This window comes from Mesorhizobium sp. M7A.F.Ca.MR.245.00.0.0, from assembly GCF_003997415.1.
Classification (GTDB): domain Bacteria; phylum Pseudomonadota; class Alphaproteobacteria; order Rhizobiales; family Rhizobiaceae; genus Mesorhizobium.
Window position 1 is genome coordinate 1 of the sequence record NZ_RZTE01000018.1, and the last position, 23,798, is coordinate 23,798.

The 23,798-nt window shown below is 62.5% G+C and carries 21 protein-coding genes and 1 pseudogene; 14 read left to right on the forward strand and 8 right to left on the reverse strand.

Translation table 11 applies throughout. From position 1 onward, the window contains the following. The first annotated feature begins 398 nt into the window (after window positions 1-398). The 3 genes from rpiA (at window position 399) to gor (ending at window position 3,228) form a co-directional block, all read left to right on the forward strand. Window positions 399-1,130 (forward strand): ribose-5-phosphate isomerase RpiA, encoded by a 732-nt coding sequence (rpiA, locus tag EOB80_RS18865; RefSeq protein WP_027036598.1) that lies wholly within the window; start codon window positions 399-401, stop codon window positions 1,128-1,130. Further along, window positions 1,117-1,719: a DUF2059 domain-containing protein gene (locus tag EOB80_RS18870; RefSeq protein ID WP_127328969.1), complete on the forward strand. Its 603-nt coding sequence runs from the start codon at window positions 1,117-1,119 to the stop codon at window positions 1,717-1,719. The genes rpiA and EOB80_RS18870 overlap by 14 nt, the downstream gene beginning before the upstream one ends. A 117-nt stretch (window positions 1,720-1,836) precedes the next feature. Further along, window positions 1,837-3,228 carry a glutathione-disulfide reductase gene (gene gor / locus EOB80_RS18875; protein WP_127328970.1) on the forward strand — a complete coding sequence of 464 codons (1,392 nt, stop codon included), beginning with the start codon at window positions 1,837-1,839 and terminating at the stop codon, window positions 3,226-3,228. A 60-nt stretch (window positions 3,229-3,288) separates the two neighbouring features. On the opposite strand, the gene mgtE is transcribed toward gor, so the two are convergent. Next, a complete protein-coding gene (gene mgtE / locus EOB80_RS18880) occupies window positions 3,289-4,653 on the reverse strand; it encodes a magnesium transporter (RefSeq protein WP_127328971.1) in 1,365 nt (454 codons plus the stop codon). Window positions 4,654-4,926: 273 nt separating this feature from the next. After that, entirely contained in the window at window positions 4,927-6,831 is a 1,905-nt protein-coding gene (locus EOB80_RS18885) for an ABC transporter ATP-binding protein/permease (RefSeq protein WP_164762657.1), read from the reverse strand. 602 nt (window positions 6,832-7,433) lie between these two features. Between EOB80_RS18885 and EOB80_RS18890 the strand changes: the two genes are divergently transcribed. Then, a complete protein-coding gene (locus EOB80_RS18890) occupies window positions 7,434-7,871 on the forward strand; it encodes a hypothetical protein (RefSeq protein WP_127272122.1) in 438 nt (145 codons plus the stop codon). Between the two features lie 37 nt (window positions 7,872-7,908). Here the strand turns inward: EOB80_RS18890 and EOB80_RS18895 are convergent, their stop codons facing one another. Both EOB80_RS18895 and EOB80_RS18900 read right to left on the reverse strand, forming a co-directional pair. Next, complete coding sequence (locus EOB80_RS18895) at window positions 7,909-8,589, reverse strand: DsbA family protein (RefSeq protein WP_127272639.1); 681 nt, start codon at window positions 8,587-8,589, stop codon at window positions 7,909-7,911. A 16-nt stretch (window positions 8,590-8,605) separates the two neighbouring features. Beyond that, window positions 8,606-10,426, reverse strand: coding sequence for an extracellular solute-binding protein (locus EOB80_RS18900; protein WP_127328973.1), 1,821 nt, complete (start codon window positions 10,424-10,426; stop codon window positions 8,606-8,608). Between the two features lie 232 nt (window positions 10,427-10,658). On the opposite strand from EOB80_RS18900, the gene EOB80_RS18905 reads away from it, so the two are divergent. Further along, window positions 10,659-11,288 carry an invasion associated locus B family protein gene (locus EOB80_RS18905; protein WP_127270670.1) on the forward strand — a complete coding sequence of 210 codons (630 nt, stop codon included), beginning with the start codon at window positions 10,659-10,661 and terminating at the stop codon, window positions 11,286-11,288. A 71-nt stretch (window positions 11,289-11,359) separates the two neighbouring features. On the opposite strand, the gene hspQ is transcribed toward EOB80_RS18905, so the two are convergent. Further along, complete coding sequence (gene hspQ, locus EOB80_RS18910; RefSeq protein ID WP_164762658.1) at window positions 11,360-11,683, reverse strand: heat shock protein HspQ; 324 nt, start codon at window positions 11,681-11,683, stop codon at window positions 11,360-11,362. A 125-nt stretch (window positions 11,684-11,808) separates the two neighbouring features. Between hspQ and EOB80_RS18915 the strand changes: the two genes are divergently transcribed. Beyond that, on the forward strand, window positions 11,809-12,771 hold the full coding sequence (locus EOB80_RS18915) for an AEC family transporter (RefSeq protein ID WP_127328975.1): 963 nt from the start codon (window positions 11,809-11,811) through the stop codon (window positions 12,769-12,771). Here EOB80_RS18915 and EOB80_RS18920 read toward each other — a convergent pair. Further along, window positions 12,748-13,959, reverse strand: coding sequence for a UbiH/UbiF family hydroxylase (locus EOB80_RS18920; protein WP_127328976.1), 1,212 nt, complete (start codon window positions 13,957-13,959; stop codon window positions 12,748-12,750). The two genes, EOB80_RS18915 and EOB80_RS18920, sit on opposite strands and share 24 nt — an antisense overlap. A gap of 71 nt (window positions 13,960-14,030) precedes the next feature. Here EOB80_RS18920 and EOB80_RS18925 point away from each other — a divergent pair, with 71 nt between their 5' ends. The 8 genes from EOB80_RS18925 to EOB80_RS18960 all read left to right on the forward strand — a co-directional run bounded on the left by EOB80_RS18925 (window position 14,031) and on the right by EOB80_RS18960 (window position 22,310). Beyond that, window positions 14,031-14,969 carry a DUF2182 domain-containing protein gene (locus EOB80_RS18925; RefSeq protein WP_127328977.1) on the forward strand — a complete coding sequence of 313 codons (939 nt, stop codon included), beginning with the start codon at window positions 14,031-14,033 and terminating at the stop codon, window positions 14,967-14,969. A 14-nt stretch (window positions 14,970-14,983) separates the two neighbouring features. Then, window positions 14,984-15,598, forward strand: coding sequence for a DUF1326 domain-containing protein (locus tag EOB80_RS18930; protein ID WP_127321883.1), 615 nt, complete (start codon window positions 14,984-14,986; stop codon window positions 15,596-15,598). Next, entirely contained in the window at window positions 15,595-16,413 is an 819-nt protein-coding gene (gene pcsA, locus EOB80_RS18935) for a phosphatidylcholine synthase (RefSeq protein ID WP_023811884.1), read from the forward strand. Before EOB80_RS18930 ends, pcsA begins: the two co-directional genes overlap by 4 nt. Window positions 16,414-16,456: 43 nt before the next feature. After that, on the forward strand, window positions 16,457-17,434 hold the full coding sequence (locus EOB80_RS18940) for a quinone oxidoreductase (protein WP_127259302.1): 978 nt from the start codon (window positions 16,457-16,459) through the stop codon (window positions 17,432-17,434). 133 nt (window positions 17,435-17,567) lie between these two features. After that, window positions 17,568-19,145, forward strand: a complete 1,578-nt coding sequence (locus EOB80_RS18945) for an ABC transporter ATP-binding protein (RefSeq protein ID WP_164762659.1) — start codon at window positions 17,568-17,570, stop codon at window positions 19,143-19,145. After that, window positions 19,142-20,272, forward strand: coding sequence for an ABC transporter permease (locus EOB80_RS18950; protein ID WP_127328979.1), 1,131 nt, complete (start codon window positions 19,142-19,144; stop codon window positions 20,270-20,272). Before EOB80_RS18945 ends, EOB80_RS18950 begins: the two co-directional genes overlap by 4 nt. Continuing rightward, on the forward strand, window positions 20,272-21,192 hold the full coding sequence (locus EOB80_RS18955) for an ABC transporter permease (protein ID WP_127328980.1): 921 nt from the start codon (window positions 20,272-20,274) through the stop codon (window positions 21,190-21,192). Before EOB80_RS18950 ends, EOB80_RS18955 begins: the two co-directional genes overlap by 1 nt. Before the next feature lie 50 nt (window positions 21,193-21,242). Next, complete coding sequence (locus tag EOB80_RS18960; protein WP_127323146.1) at window positions 21,243-22,310, forward strand: BMP family ABC transporter substrate-binding protein; 1,068 nt, start codon at window positions 21,243-21,245, stop codon at window positions 22,308-22,310. 45 nt (window positions 22,311-22,355) lie between these two features. Here EOB80_RS18960 and EOB80_RS18965 read toward each other — a convergent pair whose 3' ends face one another. Further along, complete coding sequence (locus EOB80_RS18965; protein ID WP_127328981.1) at window positions 22,356-23,462, reverse strand: acyltransferase; 1,107 nt, start codon at window positions 23,460-23,462, stop codon at window positions 22,356-22,358. 98 nt (window positions 23,463-23,560) lie between these two features. Continuing rightward, a pseudogene (locus EOB80_RS35360) lies at window positions 23,561-23,798 on the reverse strand (TRAM domain-containing protein); the annotation flags it as partial.

Genomic DNA, 23,798 nt, shown 5'->3' on the forward strand with positions numbered 1-23,798 from the left:
CCACCGATGAGAGCGTCCCTCTCCCCGTCACTATACGGGGAGAGGATGCCGGCAGGCAGATGAGGGGCGGCGCCAGCGTCAGGAAAAGGGTGACGGGGCGAATTCCAAAACCTGAACCGATTGTCCTGGGCGAGCGCGCCGGGCAAGCAGGCCCCATCGGACCGGACATTTCGCGGGACCGGACATTTCGCGGCGAGCTTCCAGAAATGAAAAACCCGCCACAGCGGCGGGTCGTTGGCGCAAATCAGCACCATAACCAAAAATGTAGCATAGCTGCCCTCACCGGTCAAGGAAATAATTCCTACACAGGATCACCTGGGGACCCGCCGCCTGGGGCTTTGACCGGACCGGCAAAAATGCTACGAGCCCGGCAGCGAATTTCCGGGGCAACAATCGACATGGATGCAAGGCAATTGAAGGTCGAAGCCGCGCGGGCTGCACTTGCCCATGTGAGCGACGGCATGCGGCTCGGCATCGGCACCGGCACCACGGCCGAAGAGTTCGTGCGGCTGCTTGCCGAAAAGGTCGCCACCGGCATGACCGTCATCGGCGTGCCGACTTCGGAGCGCACCGCGTTGCTCTGCCGCGAGCTTGGCGTACCGCTGTCGACGCTGGAGGAAACGCCAGAGCTCGACCTCACCGTCGACGGCGCCGACGAAGTCGACCCGGAACTGACCCTGGTCAAGGGCGGCGGCGGCGCGCTGCTGCGCGAGAAGATCGTCGCCGCGGCATCCCAGCGCATGATCGTCATCGCCGACCGCTCCAAGATGGTCGAGACGCTCGGCCGTTTTCCGCTGCCGATCGAAGTCAATCCGTTCGGCCTGCGCGCCACTGAAATCGCGGTTGCCGCAGCGGCTGAAAAGCTCGGTCTTTCCGGGCCGGTCACATTGAGGATGACGGGCGGCCAGGCTTTTGTTACAGACGGCGGCCATTTTATCCTCGATGCATCTTTTGGCCGCATTCCGGATACAAGAGCGCTTTCGAATGCTCTGCACGCCATTCCGGGCGTGGTCGAGCATGGTCTTTTCATCGGGCTGGCTTCAGCGGCCATCATCGCCGGCGGCGACGGTATCCAAACCGTCCATGCCGCCCGAAAACCAGGGAGTTCTACCGATCATGACGTTGCATAACCGGGTTCGCAGCCTTTCCGTCCTTCTGGCGGCGTCGGCCGTTTTCGCCTTCTCTTCGCCGGCGTTTTCGCAGGATGTCACGGATTCGCACCTGAAGGCCGCCCGCGCGGCGGTCGCTGCGATCCACGCGACCGACCCGTTCGACAACATCCTGCCGCAGGCAGCCGCGGCGCTCGAATCGCAGCTGATCCAGAAGAACCCGGACATGCAGGAACTGATCGGCAAGACGATCAGCGAGAAGGCGCTGGCGCTGGCCTCGCGCCGCGCCGATCTCGAGAAGGAAGCCGCACTCGCCTACGCAAAAGTGTTCTCCGAAAAGGAACTGACCGACATCGCCGCCTTCTACAATTCCGATTCGGGCAAGAAGCTGCTCGATAGCGGCCCGACGGTGACCCGCGAACTGGTCAAGGCAGCCGACATCTGGCAGAACGGCCTCGGCCGCGATCTCGCCCAGCAGGTCGGCGAAACGCTGGCCGCAGCCGCCAAGGCAAAGGCGCAGGCTGCACCTGCCGCGCCCGCCGCCGGAGCCGCCGCTCCGGCCGATGGCGCAGCGCCCGCCGATGGCGCGGCCCCTGCGGACAACAACTGACCCCGCATTTTCAAATGGCCTTGCGGCCTCCCGCGAAAGCCCGGCCTGTCCGGGCTTTTCTTTTGACGGTTTGCGGCCTACCTGTCTGACACATTTCTGAAGCCTGGGAGCCGCGTCATGGCTGGTAACGACTACGATCTTTTCGTCATCGGCGGCGGTTCGGGCGGGGTAAGGGCGGCGCGTGTCGCCGCGGCTCTCGGCAAGCGTGTCGGCATCGCCGAGGAATATCGCTATGGCGGCACCTGCGTCATCCGCGGCTGCGTGCCGAAAAAGCTCTATGTCTATGCCTCGCAATTTCCCGAGCATTTTGCCGACGCCGCCGGCTATGGCTGGACGGTGCCGGAAGCCAGTTTCGACTGGCAGACGCTGGTCGCCAACAAGGATCGCGAGATCAGCCGGCTGGAGGCCATCTACGTCAGGAACGTCGAGGGCGCCGGCGGCGAGACCTTCCATTCGCGCGCCATGATCGTCGATCCGCATGTCGTGCATCTTCTGGGCGAGGATCGCACCGTCACAGCAGACCAGATCCTGATCGCCACCGGCGGCCGCCCGGCGGCGCATCCGGCGCTGCCCGGCCATGAACATTGCATCTTTTCCAACGAGGCTTTCGACCTCAAGGAACTGCCCAAATCTATCATGATCGAGGGCGGCGGCTACATCGCCGTCGAGTTCGCCAACATTTTTCACGGTCTCGGCGTCGACACCACGCTGGTCTATCGCGGCAAGGAGATCCTCAGCCGGTTCGACATGGACCTGCGGCGCATGCTGCACGAGACGATGGAAAAGAAGGGGATAAGGATCCTCTGCCATTCCGTGTCCGAATGGATCCGCAAGCGGCCGGACGGCCGGCTCGACGCGCTCGTTAGCGGCGGCGAGGTGCTGACCGTCGACCAGGTGATGCTGGCTATCGGCCGCATTCCCAACACCGAGAATATGGGCCTGGAAGGCATCGGACTGGAGATGACCAAGACCGGCGCCATCGCCGTCGACCAATATTCCCGCACCAACATCGACAACGTCTGGGCGATCGGCGACGTCACCAACCGCGTGCAGCTGACGCCGGTGGCGATCCATGAGGCGATGTGCTTCATCGAAACCGCCTTCAAGGGAAATCCGACCGCGCCCGATCACGAGACGATCGCGACCGCTGTCTTTTCACAGCCGGAGATCGGCACTGTCGGATTGTCGGAGGACGACGCCGTCAAGCGCTTCCCCGACATCGAGATCTACCGCGCGACATTCCGGCCGATGCGGCACACCCTGTCCGGGCGCGACGAGAAGATGCTGATAAAGCTGGTGGTCGATGGCGCGTCGAAAAAAGTGCTTGGCGCCCACATATTGGGGCCGGATGCAGGCGAGATGGCGCAGCTGCTCGGCATCCCGCTGAAGGCCGGCCTGACCAAGGACGATTTCGACCGTACGATGGCCGTGCATCCGACAGCGGCGGAAGAACTGGTCACCATGTACAAGCCGACCTATCGCGTGAAGGACGGCGTGCGCGTCGATTGACGGCAAATCCGGGTTGAGGAACTCCGCCGCGGCAAGGTCATGCCACGGCGGAGATAGTCGCTACAGCAGCGTGCCGCGCAGGATCACAAGCGCCACCGAAAAATAGATCACCAGCCCGGTGACATCGACCAGCGTGGCGACGAACGGCGCCGATGCGCTGGCAGGGTCGAAGCCGATACGTTTCAAGGCGAACGGCAGCATCGAGCCCGACAGCGAACCGAAGGTGACGATGCCGACCAGTGCAGCCCCCACCGTGGTGGCGATCAGCGGCCAGTGCGGGCCATAATCGTAGAAGCCCATATATTGCCAGAGCGCGATGCGGCAGACGCCGACCACGCCGAGCATGGCGCCCAGCACCAAACCGGTGGGTAGCTCGCGCAGCGCCACCCGCCACCAGTCGCCAAGGCCGATCTCGCGCAGCGCCAGCGCGCGGATGACCAGCGAGGTCGCCTGCGAGCCGGAATTGCCGCCGGAGCTCATGATCAGCGGGATGAACAGCGTCAGCACGATCGCCTTCTCCAGCTCGCCCTCATAGCTCTGCATGGCGTTGGCCGTCAGCATCTCCGAGATGAACAGCGCGCACAGCCAGCCGCCGCGTTTCCTGATCATGGCGAGGAAGCTCATCTTCATGTACGGCTCGTCCAGCGCCTCCATGCCGCCGAAACGGTGCGCGTCCTCGGTCGTCTCCGCGACCATCGTGTCGATGATGTCGTCGATGGTGACGATGCCGAGGATCTTGCCATGGTCGACGACCGGAAGGGCGAGCAGATCGTATTTGGAGATCGTCTGCGCCAGGGTTTCGCGATCGGTCAGCGGGCCGACCGTCACCGGAAGGTGATCCGGCGCCACCGTCATGATCGGATCGTCAGGCTCACCGGTGATCAGCCGGCGCAGGCCCGTCGAGCGCACAAGCAGGTGCGTCTGCGGATCGACGATATAGATCGCGTAGACGGTTTCGCGCGTCCGCTCGACCTTGCGGATGTAGTCGAGCGTCTGCCTGACGGTCCAGTCCGACGGCACGCTGACGAACTCCGTCGTCATGATCGATGCGGCGCTGCCTTCGGGATAGCCGAGGATGGAGAGCAGCGTTGCGCGCAGCGGCGGCGCAAGCCCGCCAAGCAGCTCGGAACGGGCCGGCTCTTCCAGCTCGCGCAGGATGTCGGCAGCACGGTCCACCGACATGGCGGTGAGCAGCTTGCCCGCCTTGGCGCGCGGCAGCGCCTCCATGAGTTCGGACGCGCGGTCGAGTTCCGGCTGGTCGAAGATCTCGACCAGACGTTCGAACGTCACTTCACAGAGCAGTTCCGTCGCGTTCTCTCGAGGCTCCCTGTTGAGGGCCTCGACAATGTCGGCGACGTGATCATTGGCTAGGATACGGGCAATCGCGACGGCTTCGTCGCTTGCCACTGTGGTAAATTCGTTCATGGCTCACTCCTTGCCGTCCGGCAGGACATGAACCATGTGAGGTCACGTCAGGGCGGACGGCTGTTGCGTTCGACTGTGACTGTCGCCAGGCATGGCGCGGTGACCTTTCCGCTTGCGGGTTCGCGTTTTTACTATCTGCAAGCGGGCGCAACATAGGAGCGCGCCTTGCCGTGTCAATCGCGGTGAGGAGGGAAAATGCCGACGAGCGGCCAAGATCGCGAGACTGTGATCGCCGGCCGCCGTTCGCCTCGGCAGACCGGGGTGGAATAACCGTTATTTCTGCTTCAGCCGGCGCGAGAAGCGCAGCCACTTGTCTTCGACCGGCCTTGGGACCGGCCTGGGCTGCACCAGAATGGTGGTGAGTTCGGCGGGCAGGGTCGGAACCAGCGGCTTCTTGGTGGCGACGCCGTCGGCGATCGCGACGATGCTGTGATAGAATTCGCTGCCGCTCATCGATCTCGGCGCAACCGCTTCGTGCATGACGCTGATCACCGTGACATCGGGGCAGTTGTCCTTGATGGCCTGGTGGAAGGCGACCTTGCCGTCGGGGTCGAGCGCGCCGGTCGCCTCGTCAAGGAACAGCAGCCCCGGCTGCTGCAGCACGATGCGAGCCACCACCAGCTTCTGCTTCTGGCCGCCCGACAGCACCTGGTCCCAGCTTTTGCCTTCGCGGCTTTCGTCGGCCATGTGCTCGATGAAGTCGCCAAGCCCGGCCTTGTGCAGCGCCGACGCCACCGGCGCGTCGCCATGGTCGTGCTCGGAGCCCGGCAGGCAGACCAGTTGCTTCAGCGACACAGGCTGCAGCTTGACCTCCTGGGCGGCATAGAAACTCTTCACGCCTTCGGGGAAGACGATGGTGCCGCGGCCATAGGGCCACAGGCCGTTGATCGCCTTGATCAGCGAGGTCTTGCCGCAGCCGGACTCGCCCTTCAGGAAAGTCCATTCGCCGCGCCGGAAGCGCAAATTGGCGGCGCTGAGGAAGGGCGTCGCATCCTCGCCTTGATGCGCCAGTTCGAGCTTCTGGATGGTCAGGCCGAAAACCGGGTTCTGGCTGGTGTAGTGGAAATCGGAGCGGCCGGTCTGGCTGTAGAATTCCTGCGGATGCTGGACATTCTCGATCGCGTTGGCCAGTTCGGTGACACGCTGGCTGTTGGCGCGTAGCGTGGCGATGGCGGGCATGACGTGGATGAACCACGAACACTGGCCGATCAGCGAATTGACCAGCTCGGAGCCGGTAATGTAGCCCTTCAGATCGAGGCGGTTGTGGATGAACGGCACCAGGCCCGGTCCATAGGCGACAATGCGGGCGCCGATGAAATTGTAGATCAGCTCGAACGACATGTAGACGGTGTTGACGATGTTCAGCCGCGTCCAGGTGCCGTCGATATCGACATAGAGCCGGCCATGCATGGTCCTTTGCACGCCTTCGCCCTGAGACGCCGCGACATGGAAGGAGCGGCGCAGGAACGTCGTCAGTTCGCCGCGATAGCTGCCTTCGGCCTTCTGCATCCTGACGTTGAGGCGCTCGAGCAGGCCGCCGAGCTTGACGGCGATCCATGTGTTCAGCGGCACATAGGTGGCGACGGCCAGGAAGGCCAGGATGGCGCTGCCATAGCTGCCGAGGAACTCCAGCCCCTTCACCTCGACGGAGTTTTCGAGCAGCTTCTGGCCGACGAAGAAGAGCGAGGTGGCGACGGCCAGTACGCCCATGGCGAGCCCGATGGCGCCCCCGGTCATGTCCTTGATGGATTCCTGGACACGCTGGTCGATATTGTCGGGGGCCGGTGCGCCGCTGCCGGTCGATGCATGCTGGGCATGGAAATGCGTATGGTTGCCATCCAGCAGCGCTTCATTGAAGCGGCTGTCCAGCCAACCGCGCCATTTGCGGTGCAATGTCGCCGAGACAAGATTGCGGATGCCGGTAAAGCCAGCGTCCTTGAGTACGACCAGCAGCACGAGGACGCCGGCATTGACCAGCAGCGAGCGAAGCGGCGTGGTGTTGGCGGCGTCATGGAAGAAGGCGATCGAATTGACCAGTTCGCCGGAGGCTTCGGCGAACCAGACACCGGCCTTGCTGGACAGCGCCGTGAGCACCGCGATCACCAGCGTCAGCGTCCAGGCTTCCTTCCAGCGGTCGGAAACCCAGTAGGCCCGCATCAGGCCCCAGAAGCTGCGCATCGACGACACCGGCGTCAGAAGCGATCGCCCTGCGGCATCGCGAGGTGTTTTTTCCGGTACTGACTCTTGCGATGGTCTACCGACCCGAATCACGATCCCGCCCAAACCTTTTTTCTTTTGTTACGGATGGTAACACCAATTGATCATTTTCCATTAATTTAAAACCGGGCCGACGGGATTGCCCCGGCAGCCGTTGCCGTGAGGCAACAGATTACACGCTGAAATGTAGCGACAACGGTCGGCAATAATCAGAATATCGATATTGATTTCAGATACTTGATCTTCAATAAAATGCCGTCGATGGAGCTTCCCCTGGGGAAGGCTTTCACACGGTTTCGTGAACTCGAAATCGTGTCGAGCGATCGGTTTTCTCACTGCGGACGGCCCAGAGAGCTCGAAAATTTGCGGTTCGTGACTCGCCAGGAATGCCGTGGTCGTCCTTGCCAGGGGCAGGAAGTGACGGGAGAATCGATCGAGCGGCGCGTTCCGTCTTGTCCGGTCAGCTGAGGGACTGCGTTTGACAATTCATCCGCTTGGGGTTGAACCTTGCCCGCCATCGTCGACACTCATGCATGTCCGGTTCTCCAACAAGGAAGCTCCCAATGCTTGCACGCGCGGCCGCAATCCTGTCCCTCTTCGCCTGGCTGCCCCTCGTACCTTTGGCGCATGCCGGCGCGCAGAGCATCCCGGCCAGCGCCGAAGGCCAGATCGAGTTCAACACGCCGTCCGGCAACATCGGCTGCATCTACACGGCCAAAGGCGGCACCGGCACCTATGAGCCAAAGGATGGCGGCCCGGAGCTGAGTTGCTCGCGCGTCGAGCCGAGCTACGTCACGATTATCCTGGGTCCGAAGGGGCCAGCCACGCTGATCAAGAACCCGGGCGAGCAGGGCTGCTGCAGCGATGTCGACAAGCTTGGCTACGGCAACAGCTGGAGCGCCGGGCCGTTCTCGTGCCAGTCGTCAACCAAGGGACTGACCTGCACCGCCACGAACGGCCATGGATTTTTCATCAGCAAGGCCAAAGCGACGGTGAAGTAACGTTTGCTGCTGTCGCGGAGAGGAGAGGGCGGTCGGCTCAGCCGGCCTTGTCCAGTTCGCCGCGCGCCTTGGCGGCCGCCACCTGGCGAATGGCATCGGCCAGCGTGTCGGCATCCTGTGCGCCCATGACCGCGTATTTGTCCTCGAGCAGGAAGCACGGCACGCCAGAAATGCCCATGCGCGACGCGGTGGCGATCTCGGTGCGCACCGCCTCGACATCGGCCTCGGTCGGCAAAAGCGTGGCGACCACGGACGCATCCATGCCGGCCTCGCGCGCCGCCTCGACCAGCACGGCATGATCGCCAATGTTGGCGCCTTCCTCGAAATTCAGCTGGAACAGCCGGCGCACAAGCCTGTTCTGAATGGCTTCGCCGGCGGCACCTGCCCAGCGGATCAGCCGATGCGCATCCAGCGTGTTCGGCGCCACCTTGATGGCGTCAAAGGCGAACGAGATGCCTTCGATTTCGCCCAGCGGCTCGATGCGGGCGTGAATCTCGCGGATGCGCTGATCACTGCCGAATTTTGCCAGCATGTATTCGCGGCGGTCCTTGCCTTCAGGCGGAATGGTCGGATCGAGCTGGAACGGCCGCCAGCGGACATGCACGTCGACATCGCCGACGGCGGCAATCGCCCTGTCGAGCCGCTTCTGGCCGATGAAGCACCAGGGGCAGACGACATCGGACACCACATCGACGGTGATGGCGTTCAATTCGCTCATCTCGATCTCCTGATCCTCAGTTGGGTTTGCGCCACCATGTTGGGAGCTGATACCCGAATATGGGCGTCTTTTGCGGATGTTCCAGGTAGTTCCAGTAGGCAATCCATTGCTGCGTGTTGTGCTGCATCGGCACCATGTAGTTGCCGGAGATCAGCAGCCGGTCGAGAACGCGAACGGCGGCAACATAATCCTCCTTGGAGCGGGCGCGCAGCATCGCCTCGATCGCCGCGTCCACAGCCGGATCGGCGACGCCTGCGAGATTGAACGAGCCTTCCGTCCTGGCCGCGGCGGAACTCCAGCGCCCGCTCTGCTCGATGCCGGGCGACAACGAATTGTTGAAGCCGCTCGATCCGATCAGGACCTCGAAGTCGAAGCGCTGCTTGCGCGACTGGATCTGGTCGCCGTCGAGGCTGCGAATGGTGAGATCGATGCCGATCTTCTCCAGCGTGCGCTGGTAGATGCCGGCAAGGCGCTCCTCGTCCTGCGACGCGGTCAGGATTTCGAAGCTGAAGGGTTTGCCTTCGGGATCAAGCATCGTTCCATTCTGCACGTGGTAGCCGACATTTTTCAAAACATCGAAGGCTGCCTTCAGCACGCGGCGGTCCTGGCCCGATCCGTCGGTCACCGGCGGCCGCCATGTACCGTCCATGACATCGGCCGGGACGCGGCCGGGGTAGGGCGCCAGAAGCGCTTTCTCCCTGTCGTCGGCCGGATGGCCGATCGCGGAAAGCTCGGAATTCTGCCAGTAACTCATCGTGCGCGTGTATTTGCCGCCGAACAGGTTCTTGTTGGCCCATTCAAAGTCGTAGAGCATGCCGAGCGCGCGCCGCACGACAGGGTTGGCGAATTTCGGCAACCGCGTGTTGAACAGGAAACCGGTCACCACGGGCGGAATGCCGGTGTCGAAGGTTTCGGCGACGACGTCGCCCTTGTGGAAGGCCGGAAAATCGAGATCGCGCTCGCGCTTCACCGGGTCACTGTCGTCGTCGATGGCGCAAAGGCCTTTCTTGAACGCTTCGAGCTTGGCGTTGGCGTTGAGGAAATACTCGATGGTGATCTGGTCGTAATTGTCGAAACCGCGCTTGGCCGGGACGTCCTTGCCCCAGTAGTCCGGGTTGCGCTTGAACACGATGCGCTGGCCGGGCTGCACCTGCGCGATCCTATAAGGGCCGCTGCCGATCACCGGCTTGAGCGTCGTCCTGTCGAAAGTCTCCTTGTCGAAGGCGTGCTTCGGGATGATCGGGGTCAGCGCGATGATCAGCGGGAATTCGCGATCGGCCTTGTCGTTGAAGGTGAAGCGCACGCTGTGATCGCCGGTCTTTTCGAGCTTGGCGACCCTGGCCATGCGATCGCTGTAAGGCGGGCGGCCTTTCTCGGTGTAGACGTCATAGCTGAACAGCACGTCCTCCGGCGTCACCGGCTGACCGTCCGACCATTTGGCCTTCGGATTGAGATGGAATTCGATGCTCTTGCGCTCCGGGTCCATGTCGGCGCTGTCGGCCAACAAACCGTAGAGCGTGAAAGCCTCGTCGGCATTGCGCTGCATCAACGGCTCGAAGACCAGATTGCCGAAGATCGTATCCATCATGCCGCGCGCCGTCGTGCGCAGGCTCTTGAGGATGAAAGGGTTCAGATTGTCGAAGCTGCCGACGACGCAATAGGTGATCGAGCCACCCTTCGGCGCGTCGGGATTGACGTAATCGAAATGCGTATAGCCGGGCGGTAGCGCCGGCTCGCCCTGCATGGCGATAGCGTGCTTCGGCTCCGATGCGGCCGGCTGATGCGAAAGGGCGAGAAACGATATCCCGGTGATCAGCCAAACAACAACGCGGCCCATGACCGTCTCCTTACTGGGTCGGCTTGATGATTCGGTGTGCACCCTAGCATGAGGCGGCTGCGCGCCGGCCAACCGCGCGTTCAACAATTGCTGACGCCGGGCTGGATTCGGCCTCGCTTGCAGTGTAACACGCCCTCCGAAGTCATTCTGTTGCCTCATTTCGGCAACAGGTAGCTGGACCACACGGCACGAAGAAGCCGGTCCCGGGATCATTTGAGAGGAAGTGCACGACATGACGAGCCTGAACAGCAACGCGTACCGCCTGTCGGTCATGGCCGCTGGCGTGGTCGGCTTTCTCGGCGCAGGACTTCCCGCTGCTTCCGCACAGCAGCAACAGCAGATTCCGCAAGGCTGGTTCAAGGCCTGCACCAAGCAGGAAGACGTCGACATCTGCAATGTCCAGAACATCACCACTGCCGGCAACGGCCAGCTGGTCACCGGCGTCAGCCTGATCGAGCTGAAGGGCAAGGTGAACCGCAAGGTGTTCCAGGTGACGGTCCCGACCGGCCGTCTGGTGCCTCCCGGCATCGGCCTGCAGATCGATACCGGCAAGGCGCAGAAGCTCGACTATGTGATCTGCTTCCCGGATCGTTGCGTGGCGGAAGTGCCGCTGACCGATCAGCTCGTCGCCGCGTTCAAGAAGGGCCAGGCGATCACTCTGACCTCCGTCAATTTCCAGAACCAGCCCAATCCGATCAAGGTCGCCCTGCAGGGCTTCAGCGGCGCCTATGACGGACCGGCGCTGCAGCAGTCGGACATCGAGGACCGGCAGAAGAAGCTTCAGGACTTCGTCGCCAAGAACAACCAGGATTTCGCCAAGAAGCTCAAGGAAGAGCAGGACAAGGCGAAGACCGCCAACTGATCGGCCGATATCGCCGAGCCACAAAAAAGCGGGGTCATGCCCCGCTTTTCTTGCGCCCATCTCTCCGCGGGTTAATGCCTCGACTGCCGTTTCGGCTGGTAGCGCCCGTCCGGCTTCTTGTCGAACATCTCCTTGATCTGCGGATGCCGGACCGGCTCCCCCGACTGATCCTCAAGCAAATTCTGCTCGGAGACGTAGGCGATGTACTCGGTCTCCGAATTTTCGGCGAGCAGATGATAGAAAGGCTGATCCTTGTGCGGCCGCACGTCGGCGGGGATGGCTTCGTACCATTCGTCGGTGTTGGCGAATTGCGGATCGACATCGAAAATGATGCCCCTGAATGGAAACAGCCGGTGGCGAACCACCTGTCCGATTGCGAATTTTGCTGTTTTCATCGTACTCACCACTGAATTCCTTGGGCTTATTTGGCGCAGACCGCGCATCAATTCAATCCCGAGGCGCTTGACGCCCTATTAAGCAACGGGCTAGCCCGGCGCCAGGGTTTCGGACCAGCATAAAAATGTCTGACGTCATCGGTCTTGTTCTTCCGTTCTTCGGCTTGATTTTTGTCGGGTTCCTGGTGGCGCGCATCACCAGGCAGCCGCTGGAGGCGCTCGGCTGGATGAACACGTTCATCGTCTATGTCGCGCTGCCGGCACTTTTCTTCCAACTGCTTGCCAAGACGCCGTTCGAAGACCTGACGGAATGGCGCTTCATTTTCGGTTCGGTCGTCTCGACCTTCATGATATTTTCCTTGATGTTCATGGGGTCGGTCCTGACCTCGCGCGGCGAGATAGCGCAATCGACCATCAAGGCGCTCGCGGCCGCCTATGGCAATATCGGCTATATGGGACCGGGGCTGGCATTGCTGGCCTTCGGCGAGGAGGCGGCTGTGCCGGTCGCTTTGATCTTCTGTTTCGAGAACATCATGCATTTCGCCATCGCGCCCATGATGATGGCGCTGTCGGGCGACGACAAGACCACGCCTCTCCGGCTTGCGCTCGGTGTCGTGCGCAAGATCGTGCTGCACCCGTTCATCATCGCAACCGCCCTGGGCGTCGGCGCCGCCTATATCGGCTTTCGACCGCCCGTGCCGGTGGAGCGATTTCTGGAATATCTTTCCCGGGCGGCCGCACCTTGCGCGCTGTTTGCCATGGGCGTCACGCTGGCGCTCAGGCCGCTCAATCGCGTCCCGCACGAGATGGTTCCGATTGCGGCGCTGAAACTGATCCTGCACCCTTTGCTCTGCTATGTCGTGTTGAGCTGGATCGGCAATTTCTCTGAGACATGGGTCTTCTCGGCGGTGCTTCTGGCGGCGTTGCCGACCGCCACCAACGTCTTCGTCATCGCCCAGCAGTATGGCGTCTGGGTACAGCGCGCGTCGGCCAGTGTGCTGATCACAACCTGCCTGTCGGTCGTGACCGTCACCGGGCTGCTCTACCTGATCCGGCACGATATCCTAGCGCCGGACCTGTTTCCCTAACCCGCCGGCAAGCGCGGCAAAACCGCTGCCGGGACGAAGCCCCTCGCGCATGAAAAAAGCCCGAAGCGGCGCGAAGCCACCGAGCACGCCGAGCCCGGCCACGCGGGCCATCTGGGCCGGCAGCATGTCGGAAAGCAGCGACATGTTGAGCAGGTTGACCGCGCCGCTACGCGCCAGAATATCGGGGCGGCGCTTGAAATCGTAGGCCGCAAGCGCCTTGGCTGCGCCCGGGTCGGATCGGTTTTCGCAAGCAATTACAATGAGATCGTCGACGTCCCTGATGCCGAGATTGAGGCCTTGCGCACCAATCGGCGGAAACACATGGGCGGCTTCGCCGACCAGCGCCACCCGATCTCGGGCGAAACGCAGTGGCGTCACCGCCGAAAGCGGATAGATCTGCCGGCCCGGCTCGACCGTCACCCGGCCCAGCATCGACTGCATCTGCTGTTCGACCCGCTGAGAAAGCGTCGCATCGTCCAGTGCGGCAAGGTCGGTCGCGGTCTCGGGCTTGACCACCCAGACCAGGCTGGAGCGATTGCCGGGCAGGGGAACCTGCGTGAACGGACCGGTCTCGGTGTGGAATTCGGTCGAGGTGAAGGCGTGGTCGCCGCTATGGCCGAAATTGAGGACGAGAGCTGCCTGCGGGTAGGACCGGGCCGAGGTCGAGATGCCGGCCGCCTGGCGCGCCGGTGACAACCGCCCATCGGCGGCGACCGCAAGCGCTGCGTCGACCGTGCTGCCGTCTGCCAGGACGGCACGGGCGTGCTCGGCATCGAGATGCCAGTTCGCCACTATCGACATCAGCCGGTCGATGCCGGCATGCGCGGCAACGGCGCTGGCGAGTGCCGGGTTGAGGACGCTGTTGGGAAGGTTCAGCCCGAATTGGTCCTCGTCGATTTCGCTGGCACGGAAGGTGACGACCGGGCTGCGGATCAGCCGGCTGGTGGCGTCGACGATGCGCATCACTTTCAGGGGCGCCGCCTTGGATTTGACGGTTTCGAGCACGCCAAGCCGGTCGAGCACTTTCAAGGCAGGGTTCATTAGGGCCGTCGTGCGGCCGTCGGGGGCAGTGGGCTCCGGCCCGACCAGCGTCACCGGGAAACCTTCGGCGGCAAAACCGAGCGCCGCGATCAGCCCTGCCGGCCCCGTGCCGGCAACCAGTATCCGCGCAGTTTGCTGATGCTCCAAGATCGGCTTCCGGCTTGCAATGCGAGGCCGGTCCACCCGACCTGCCGTTCGATGAGCATATAGGTCAGATCATGCCGCTTGATCAACGCGGCGATTCGGCCCATTCGGATGTCATGACCGGCCAGCAGGACGACTTCAGGCATCTCGACCGCGCCGGCCGCGCCATGGCCGGCATCGCGCGCAATCCCCGCGTCACGGTAAACGTCGTTGTCGCCGCTTGCATCCTGCTTGCCTGGCTGTCTCTTGCGGCGATGGCAATCCGCGGGGCTGAAACAGGGATTGCGGGCGTCGGCGCCCCTGGCGACACGATCCTGCGCAGGCTGCCGCAACTGCCGCTGCCCGATTTCCTGGAACGGTTCTTTGTGCTGTGCCTCTCACCGGTGCCCTTGGACGCAGATCTCGGCTTGCAGGCCGGCGCGCTCGTTTTCATGTGGCTCCTGATGGCGGTCGCGATGATGCTGCCTTCGGCGGCGCCGATGATCCGCACCTATTGCGAAATCACTGACACGGCTCGCATCAAGGGCGAACCGGTCGTTCACCCGCTGGTGCTGGTCGCCGGTTACCTAAGCGTCTGGCTCGCCGCTTCAATGATGTTCGCGGCGCTGACCTTGGCCGCCCATACATTCGCCTCATCAGCCGGGATGCTCGATCCGGTCGCCGGCCTTGCCGGTGCGCTCGCTCTCGTGATTGCCGGCCTCTACCAGTTCAGCGGCCTCAAGGAAGCTTGCCTGAAGAAATGCAAGAACCCGTTCTCGGTCCTGTTTTCGAACTGGAGCGCAAGGTCCCTTAACATCTTTCGGCTCGGTGTCGCGCAAGGTCTGTGGTGTCTCGGCTGCTGCTGGGCCTTGATGCTGGTGATGTTCGCCGTTGGCGTCATGAACATTTTCTGGATGGCGTTGATCGGGCTGTTCACCCTGATCGAAAAACAAACAGCCAGCAGGGTTCCAACCCGGCTGGCCGGTGCGATACTGCTTGTCTGGGCAGCCGCGCTGCTAGTAGTCTCGCTATGAGTGGGGGAAAATCGATGGCAGACCAGAGCTGGGCGATGAAGGGAGAGCTCGTACTCTCCTGCAATTGCACGGTTTTTTGCCCCTGCGTGCTATCGCTTGGCAATCATCCGCCGACCGAAGGCTATTGTCAGACCTGGGCGGGGTTTCGTATCGATGCAGGCCATTTCGGTGAGGTCGATCTGTCCGGCCTCAATCTCGGGCTGATCATGGAAATCCCCGGCTATATGAGCCGCGGCAACTGGACCGCCGGCCTGTTCATCGACAGCCGAGCCTCGGTCTACGCGGTCAAGGCGCTGACCAAGATCTTCACCGGCAAGGCAGGCGGAACCACATCGCTGCTCTCCATCCTCGTCGGCAAATTCCTTGGCGTCGAGCAGGTGCCGATCACCTATGAGACGCGTGACAAGACGCGTATCTTCCAGATACCGAAGATCATCGACGGGGCGGTGACACCCATCCCCGGCAAGGATCGCGACAAGGATACGGTGATCAGCAATTCGGAATACTGGATCGCGCCCGAGATTATCGTGGCAAGGTCTGACAAGAGCAAGATGCGGGCTTTCGGCCGCAACTGGAATTTCGCCGGCCGTTCGGCCGAAATCTGCAAGCTGGATTGGCGGGGCCCGTGAGCAAGAACACAACGGCCCGAAAAGCCGCCAAAAAGATCACGGACCGGATTCCCAGGCCGAAGAAGAAGGTCACCTGGCCACAGGCGAGGGCGTTCTCCGTCCACCTCTTGACCGCCTCGGGGTCATTCCTGGCCTTCCTGTCGCTGGTAGCGGCGAGCGAAGAGCGCTGGACCGCAATGTTCTGGTGGCTCGGGCTGGCATTGTTCGTCGACGGCATCGATGGACCGATCGCGCGCAAGCTCGAGGTCAAGGAGATCCTGCCGACTTGGTCGGGCGAACTGCTCGACAACATCATCGACTACGTGACCTACGTGCTGATCCCGGCCTTCGCCCTCTATCAGCGCGGCTTCATGGGCGAGGGCCTGTCATTCCTGTCGGCGGCGATCATCGTCGTTTCCAGCGCCATCTACTATGCCGACACCGGCATGAAGACGAAGGAGAATTTCTTCAAGGGATTCCCCGTGGTCTGGAACATGGTGGTGTTCACCCTGTTCGTCATCGAGCCCGGACAATGGGTTTCGTTCGCGGTGGTGGTGGTGGCCGGCGTCCTGACTTTCGTGCCGATCAACTTCATCCACCCGGTGCGGGTGGTGCGGCTGCGGCGCATCAACCTTGGGATGACCCTCTTATGGTGCGCTTTCGGCGCGCTCGCCCTGGCCCAGGCGGCACTCGCTGCCTTCTACGATCAGATCGGCGTGCTGGGCGAACAGGTCAGCACCTTCACCAAGATCGGCATTACCATCACCGGGCTTTACCTTGCCTGCATCGGTGGCATCATGCAGTTCTTTCCCAATCTCGGTGCCAAAAAGGCTTGATCAGCCGCTCCCACAGGAAGCCTAGCCCACAGGAAGCCCAGCGATGTCGAAAGCGATCCGCATTCACGCCAATGGCGGCCCGGAAGTTCTGACCTATGAGGACGCTGACCCCGGCCAGCCGGGATCCGGGCAGATCCTGGTCCGGCACACCGCGATCGGCCTCAATTTCATCGATGTCTACCATCGCTCTGGCCTCTACCCGCCGCCTGGCGGCTTCCCGCTCGTGCCAGGCAGCGAAGCTGCCGGCGTGGTGCTGGAGGTCGGCCAGGGCGTCGACTGGCTGAATCCGGGCGATCGCATCGCCTATGCCGTGACGACGGGCGCTTACGCGCAACAGCGCGTCATCGATGCCAGCCGCGTCGTCAAGGTTCCGGATGGCATCAGCGACGAACAGGCCGCGGCGATGATGCTGAAGGGCATGACCGCGGAATATCTGCTGCGCCGGACGTTCAAGGTGAAGGCCGGCGACACGATCCTGTTCCACGCCGCGGCAGGCGGCGTCGGGCTGATCCTCGGCCAATGGGCAAAACATCTCGGCGCCACCGTCATCGGCACCGCCAGCTCGTCCGACAAGATCGAGCTCGCCAGGGCGCATGGTTTCGATCATGTCATCAACTACAAGGAACAGGATTTCGTCGCCGGCGTCGCCGCCATCACCGGCGGCAAAAAATGCGATGTCGTCTATGATTCGGTCGGCAACGACACATTTCCGGCTTCGCTCGACTGCCTGCGGCCGCTTGGCATGTTCGTCAGCTTTGGCCAGTCCTCGGGACCCATACCGCCATTCAGCATGTCATTGCTGGCCCAGAAGGGCTCGCTGTTCGCAACAAGGCCGACACTGTTCGTCTACAACGCAAAACGCGAGGACCTCGACGCTTCTGCCGCCGCCCTGTTCGAGGTCGTGCTCAGCGGCGCGGTCGAGATCAAGATTAACCAGCGCTACGCGCTCAAGGACGCCGGCAAGGCGCATTCCGACCTCGAGGGCCGCAGGACCACAGGGACGACCATTCTCATCCCTTAGTTCGTTCTGCCTTGCTATCCCTTGAATTTCCGCTGAAATTCTTGAAGCTCTTTCAAGACGTGTGCCGCTTTCCGATGAGAGCCGGCCGCGCCTACCATGCCTGCGGGAACACAGAACATGTCTGGCTAACCAGATGGGAGGCACTGTGAGTGCAAATCACGACGGCACGAACCTGCTTGAGGTTCGTGGCCTCACCAAGATATTCGGCACGCTGACGGCGTGCGATCATATCGATCTCGACATCGCCAGGGGTGAGATCCACGCCCTGCTTGGCGAAAACGGCGCCGGCAAGTCGACGCTGGTCAAGATGCTGTTCGGTTCGCTGGAGCCCAATGCCGGCGAGATCTTCTGGAACGGGCAGGCCGTCAGGATTTCCAGTCCCGGCGTCGCGAAAAAACTCGGCATCGGTATGGTATTCCAGCACTTCTCGCTGTTCGAGGCGCTGACCGCGGCCGAAAACATTGCCCTGTCGCTGGACGACGGCTCGCCGATCAACAGCATCGCTGCGAAGGCGAGGGCGCTTTCCTTCAGCTACGGCCTGCCGCTCGATCCTGAATCGCTGGTCGGCGACCTGTCGGTAGGCGAACGCCAACGCATCGAAATCATCCGTTGCCTGTTGCAAACGCCTCAGCTCATCATTCTGGACGAGCCGACCTCGGTGCTGACGCCGCAGGAAGCCGACAAGCTGTTCGAGACGCTGGAGCGCCTGCGTTCGGAAGGCAAATCCATCCTCTACATTTCGCACCGGCTCGAAGAGGTCAAACGCATCTGCGACCGCGCCACCGTGTTGCGCCACGGCAAGGTCGTCGGCCACTGCAATCCGCGCGAGGAAACCGCGTCTTCGCTGGCTCGCATGATGGTCGGCAACGAGGTGCAGGCGGTGGTGCGCGCGCCGGTCGAGGGGATCGCCACGGCGCAGCCGCTGCTCGAGATTCGCAACCTCAGCCGCAAGCCGGCAACGCCGTTCTCGATCCCGCTCAAGGGCATCAACCTGAACGTCCGGGCGGGCGAGGTGATCGGCATCGCTGGTGTCGCCGGCAACGGCCAGGGCGAGTTCTTCGAATCCGTCTCCGGCGAAGTGCCGCAGCAGGATGCATCCTCGGTGCGCATTCGCGGCAAGGACGCAGGCGGCCTCACCATCACCGGGCGCCGACTGCTGGGCGCTGCCTTCGTGCCGGAGGAGCGCCTCGGCCACGGTGCGGCACCGCGCATGAAGCTTTCCGAAAACCTGCTGCTGTCGCGCCATGCCACCGACGGCAAGGCGTTCGTCGGTTCCGGCGGGATGATGAAGAGCGGTGCCATCCAAGCCGCGTCCCAACGCATCATCGAGGCGATGGATGTGCGCAAGAGTGCGCCGGATCCGGAGGCCGCGGCCCTTTCTGGCGGCAATCTGCAGAAATTCATCGTCGGCCGTGAACTCGACCGCCGGCCAAGCGTCATGGTGGTGAACCAGCCGACCTGGGGCGTGGATGCGGGCGCTGCCGCTCATATCCGCCAGGCCTTGATCGAGTTGTCGCGCAGCGGATCGGCGGTGCTGGTGATCAGCCAGGATCTCGACGAGCTGTTCGAGATATCGGATGCGATCGCGGTCATGCACAATGGCGAGCTGTCGAAACCTATGCCGATCGCCGAGGCAACCTTCGAAAAGGTAGGTTTACTGATGGGCGGCGCCGAACCAGGCCACGCCGAACACTCGCTGGAGACGGCATGATGCGCCTCGAACTCGTCAAACGCCTGCAGCGTTCCATGCTGTTTTCGGCCCTGTCGCCGTTCATCGCCTTCGCGCTGACCATCATTGCCGGCGCCGTCATGTTCGCGCTGCTCGGCGTCAATCCGCTGACCGCGTTCAATATCTATTTTATCGAGCCGATCAGCCAGGTCTGGCAGCTACATGAGCTGGCGATCAAGGCAGCGCCGCTCATCCTGATCGCCGTCGGCCTGTCGGTCTGCTACAAGGCCAACATCTGGAACATCGGCGCCGAAGGCCAGTTCATCCTCGGCGGCATTGCCGGTTCGATGATTCCCGTGCTGTTTCCGCAGTTCGAAGGTCCGCTGGTGCTGCCGCTGATGCTGTTGCTCGGCATGGTCGGCGGCGCGGCCTATGCCGCGATCCCGGCTCTGCTCAAGACACGCTTCGGCACCAACGAAATCCTGACCAGCCTGATGCTGGTCTATGTCGCGCAGCTTTTCCTTGACTGGCTGGTGCGCGGACCCTGGCGCGATCCGCAGGGCCATGGTTTCCCGCAGACCATCCAGTTCAACGATTCGGCCGTGTTGCCGGAGCTGATGCCGGATGCCGGGCGAGCAAACTGGGGTTTTGTCTTCGCATTGGTCACCGCGGTGCTGGTCTGGATCCTGATGAGCCGCATGCTGAAAGGTTTTGAGGTGCGCGTGCTGGGCTCAAGCCCGCGGGCAGGGCGCTTCGCCGGCTTCGGCCTCAACCGCATGGTCTTTTTTGCTTTCCTGCTGTCAGGCGCTCTGGCGGGACTCGCCGGCATCTCCGAGGTCTCGGGCGCCATCGGGCAACTGCAGCCTGTCATTTCGCCCGGCTATGGCTTCACCGCCATCATCGTGGCTTTCCTTGGCCGCCTCAACCCGCTCGGCATAGTTGCCGCCGGTCTGGTGCTGGCGCTGACCTATCTCGGCGGCGAAGCGGTGCAGAGCGCGCTCGGCATCTCCGACAAGGTGGCGCGGGTGTTCCAGGGCATGCTGCTGTTCTTCGTGCTCGGCTGCGACACGCTCATCCACTACCGCATTCGCCTGGTCGGCCTGGCGCTGACCAAGCCGGAAGGTGCCGCGAAACTCGAAGCCGCGCCGAAGCTGAAGGAAGCCCGTTGATGGACATCACCGTAAACATCCTTCTGACCATCGCCACGGCGGCAACGCCACTGCTGATCGCAGCAATCGGCGAACTGGTGGTCGAGCGCTCCGGCGTGCTCAATCTCGGCGTCGAGGGCATGATGATCATGGGCGCTGTCGGCGGATTCGGCGCGACCTATCTCACCGGCTCGCCCTGGATCGGCCTTTTGGCGGCAATCGCCATGGGCGCGGTGTTCTCGCTGCTGTTTGCCGTCATGACGCTGTCGCTGGCCACCAACCAGGTGGCGACCGGCCTGTCGCTGACGCTGCTCGGCCTTGGCCTGTCCGGCATGATGGGCACCAGCTTTGTCGGCCAACCCGGCGAAAGGCTGCCCAACCTCTACATTCCCGGCCTGACGGAAATCCCTGTCGTCGGCAGGCTGCTGTTCGGTCAGGACCCGATCTTCTACATTTCGATCGCGCTCACCGCGGCCGTCATGTGGTTCCTGTTCAAGACAAGGACCGGACTGACGCTGCGCTCGATCGGCGACAGCCACACTTCGGCCCATGCGCTGGGCATCCAGGTCATCCGCTATCGCTATCTCGCGGTGATCTTCGGCGGCGCCTGTGCCGGGCTTGCCGGCGGCCATCTGTCGCTGGTCTACACGCCGCAATGGGTCGAGAACATGAGCGCCGGCCGCGGCTGGATCGCGCTGGCGCTGGTGGTGTTCGCCTCTTGGCGGCCATGGCGGGTGCTGGCCGGCGCCTACATCTTCGGCGCGGTGTGGATCGGCCAGCTTCATGCACAGGCTTTTGGCATTCCGGTGCCTTCACAGTTCCTTTCTTCGCTGCCCTATCTGGCAACCATCGTGGTTCTCGTTCTAATCTCGCGCAACAAGCGTCTGACGATGATGAACACGCCGGCTTCCTTGGGGCAGCCATTCGTTCCGGATCGTTGACAATAAAAACAAACGGGAAGCTCCAAGGCTTAACTCAGAGAGGTAACACAATGAAAAAACTGCTTATTGCCCTGATGACCACGACCGCCGCCATGTCGCTGGCAGTGACGGCGGAAGCTGCGGACAAGCTGAAGGCATGCTGGGTCTACACCGGCCCGATCGGCGACTTCGGCTACTCCTACCAGCACGACCAGGGCCGTCTCGATGTGGAGAAGGCGCTCGGTGACAAGGTCGAAACAGCCTATCTCGAAAACGTCTCGGAAGGTCCCGACGCCGACCGAGCTTTCGAGCGCCTGGCGCGCGAAGGCTGCAAGCTCATCTTCGGCACCTCCTTCGGCTTCATGGACCCGGAAGTGAAGGTCGCCAAGAAATTCCCCAAGGTGATGTTCGAGCACGCCACCGGCTACAAGACCGCTGACAATCTCGGCATCTACAATGCGCGTTTCTACGAAGGCCGCTACGTGCTTGGCCAGATCGCCGCCAAGGAATCGAAGGCCGGCGTTGCCGGCTACATCGTTTCCTTCCCGATTCCCGAAGTGGTGATGGGCATCAACTCCTTCATGCTCGGCGCACAGTCGATCAACCCGAACTTCAAAGCCAAGATCGTCTGGGTGAATTCCTGGTTCGATCCGGGCAAGGAAGCCGACGCCGCCAAGGCGCTGTTCGACCAGGGTGCCGACATCATCGTCCAGCACACCGATTCGACCGCTGCCCTGCAAGTGGCCGAGGAGCGGGGCCTGAAGGGCTTTGGGCAGTCATCGGACATGATCAAGTTCGCGCCCAAGGCGCAGCTGACTTCGCTCACCGATGATTGGGGTCCCTATTACATCAGCCGGGTCCAGGCAGCCCTCGACGGCACCTGGAAGCCGGGCAATGTCTGGCTCGGCATCAAGGACGGCGCCGTCAAGCTCGCTCCTTATACCAACATGCCCGACGACGTGAAGGCGATGGCCGAAGCCACCGAAAAGAAGATCGCCGACGGCTGGAATCCCTTCACCGGGCCGATCGCCAAGCAGGACGGCACGCCATGGCTGAAGGATGGCGAAGTCGCCGACGACGGCACGCTGCTCGGCATGAATTTTTATGTGAAGGGCGTCGACGACAAGCTGCCGAAATAACCAGCGCGAGACATGAGACGGAGGGGCGCCGCGAGGCGCCCTTCTTCATTCGGCGGGCTGTGCGCCGGCAGAGGGGCGATGAAACCGCGTTCGTCCGGCATCGACCACACGGCCGAGCCAGAACCTGAGCAACCGCTGTACCGGTCGTTCGCAGGTGCGCCAGATCGCCCACGAAATGAAAAGCATGAGCACGACGCAACCAAGGGCGGCAATCCATTTGCCGACAAGGGGCGTTGCCGCATTGATGGCGAGATAGCCGATCTCCTGATGCAGCAGATAGAGCGGATAGGTCAGCCCGCCCAGCGCCAGGGTGAGCGCCGATGCCCTCACACGGTGGCGCAGCAGCACCGCGCCGATCAGGGCCGCGTGCATGACGGCGTTGGCGAGGACAAGATTGGCCGAGGAGACGGCGATGCCGTAGTGGCCAAGCATCCAGCGCTGCGTCACCGACAGCGTTCCGCAGGAGATCAGGAACGCGGCGGCGAGCAGCAGCAGGGCCGGCACAGAACGGCCATGCGAATGGATGTGGTGGACCAGCACGCCGGCGGCGAAGAACGGGCCGAACTCGGTGAGGAACAGCAGCCTGGCTCCGCCGCTGCCGATGAAGAACTCGTTCAAGGCCGAGATCGCCAGCCAGATGAAGATCAGCTCCAGCTTGCGTTTCTGGAAGAGCCCGGTGAACAGGGCCAAAGTGATCCATCCGTAGAACACCAGTTCAAGCACGATCGACCAGTAGACGCCGTCCATGAAGGGTTGGCCGAAGGCCGGCGCGAACATCGACAGGTTGGCGACATACTGGCTGAAAGAGGCTGGAAGCAACGGTGTGCCGGCAAGGGTGAGAACTGCGAAGGTGATCGTCATGCAGAACAGAAAACCCGGATAGAGGCGAACGAACCGCGCGATCGCAAACTGATCCCAGCTCCGGTTTTCCGCCGACCAGGCAATGACGAAACCGCTGATCAGGAAGAACAGATTGACGCCGAGATAGCCGTAGAGGGCGAACGGTGCGGCAAGCGGATAGCCCTGCGCGAGGTAGCCTTCGGCGGCCGCGCCGCGAAAGAAATAGTGAAAGAACACGACAGCAAGTGCTGCCGCCAGCCTGAGCAAATCCAGCGTCGCGATGTAATTTTGTTCCGCAGATCTGGTGTTCATCCGCATTCCCCCGCATCTCCGGTCCGCAAACCATAGAGCGGATCGCGGCTGAGCGGGTTAAAAGGCTGAACTATCGCCAGAAGTAGTAAATACGGCCCTCAGACCGCCGAACCATAAAGGTCATAGGCGTCGGCGCGGTCGATCTTGACGGTGACGATATCGCCCTGGCGCAAAGGGCGGCGCGATTGGATATGCACCGAGCCATCGATCTCGGGCGCGTCGTATTTGGTGCGGCCCTTTGCCGACGTGCCATGCGCCTCGTCGATCAGCACCGGCAGGCGCTTGCCGACCTTCTTGGCCAGCTGCGTTGCCGAAATCTTCTGCTGGCGCTGCATG

Excerpts from the sequence above, each read along its gene's own strand:
- hspQ (WP_164762658.1), bottom strand. The coding sequence starts at position 11,683 with ATGAAAACAGCAAAATTCGCAATCGGACAGGTGGTTCGCCACCGGCTG.
- EOB80_RS18950 (WP_127328979.1), top strand. The coding sequence starts at position 19,142 with ATGATGCGCCTCGAACTCGTCAAACGCCTGCAGCGTTCCATGCTGTTT.
- EOB80_RS18960 (WP_127323146.1), top strand. The coding sequence starts at position 21,243 with ATGAAAAAACTGCTTATTGCCCTGATGACCACGACCGCCGCCATGTCG.
- gor (WP_127328970.1), top strand. The coding sequence starts at position 1,837 with ATGGCTGGTAACGACTACGATCTTTTCGTCATCGGCGGCGGTTCGGGC.
- rpiA (WP_027036598.1), top strand. The coding sequence starts at position 399 with ATGGATGCAAGGCAATTGAAGGTCGAAGCCGCGCGGGCTGCACTTGCC.
- EOB80_RS18945 (WP_164762659.1), top strand. The coding sequence starts at position 17,568 with ATGGGAGGCACTGTGAGTGCAAATCACGACGGCACGAACCTGCTTGAG.
- mgtE (WP_127328971.1), bottom strand. The coding sequence starts at position 4,653 with ATGAACGAATTTACCACAGTGGCAAGCGACGAAGCCGTCGCGATTGCC.
- EOB80_RS18885 (WP_164762657.1), bottom strand. The coding sequence starts at position 6,831 with ATGCGCAGCTTCTGGGGCCTGATGCGGGCCTACTGGGTTTCCGACCGC.
- EOB80_RS18890 (WP_127272122.1), top strand. The coding sequence starts at position 7,434 with ATGCTTGCACGCGCGGCCGCAATCCTGTCCCTCTTCGCCTGGCTGCCC.
- EOB80_RS18895 (WP_127272639.1), bottom strand. The coding sequence starts at position 8,589 with ATGAGCGAATTGAACGCCATCACCGTCGATGTGGTGTCCGATGTCGTC.
- EOB80_RS18955 (WP_127328980.1), top strand. The coding sequence starts at position 20,272 with ATGGACATCACCGTAAACATCCTTCTGACCATCGCCACGGCGGCAACG.
- EOB80_RS18870 (WP_127328969.1), top strand. The coding sequence starts at position 1,117 with ATGACGTTGCATAACCGGGTTCGCAGCCTTTCCGTCCTTCTGGCGGCG.
- EOB80_RS18900 (WP_127328973.1), bottom strand. The coding sequence starts at position 10,426 with ATGGGCCGCGTTGTTGTTTGGCTGATCACCGGGATATCGTTTCTCGCC.
- EOB80_RS18905 (WP_127270670.1), top strand. The coding sequence starts at position 10,659 with ATGACGAGCCTGAACAGCAACGCGTACCGCCTGTCGGTCATGGCCGCT.
- EOB80_RS18965 (WP_127328981.1), bottom strand. The coding sequence starts at position 23,462 with ATGAACACCAGATCTGCGGAACAAAATTACATCGCGACGCTGGATTTG.
- EOB80_RS18940 (WP_127259302.1), top strand. The coding sequence starts at position 16,457 with ATGTCGAAAGCGATCCGCATTCACGCCAATGGCGGCCCGGAAGTTCTG.
- EOB80_RS18930 (WP_127321883.1), top strand. The coding sequence starts at position 14,984 with ATGGCAGACCAGAGCTGGGCGATGAAGGGAGAGCTCGTACTCTCCTGC.
- EOB80_RS18915 (WP_127328975.1), top strand. The coding sequence starts at position 11,809 with ATGTCTGACGTCATCGGTCTTGTTCTTCCGTTCTTCGGCTTGATTTTT.
- EOB80_RS18925 (WP_127328977.1), top strand. The coding sequence starts at position 14,031 with ATGCCGCTTGATCAACGCGGCGATTCGGCCCATTCGGATGTCATGACC.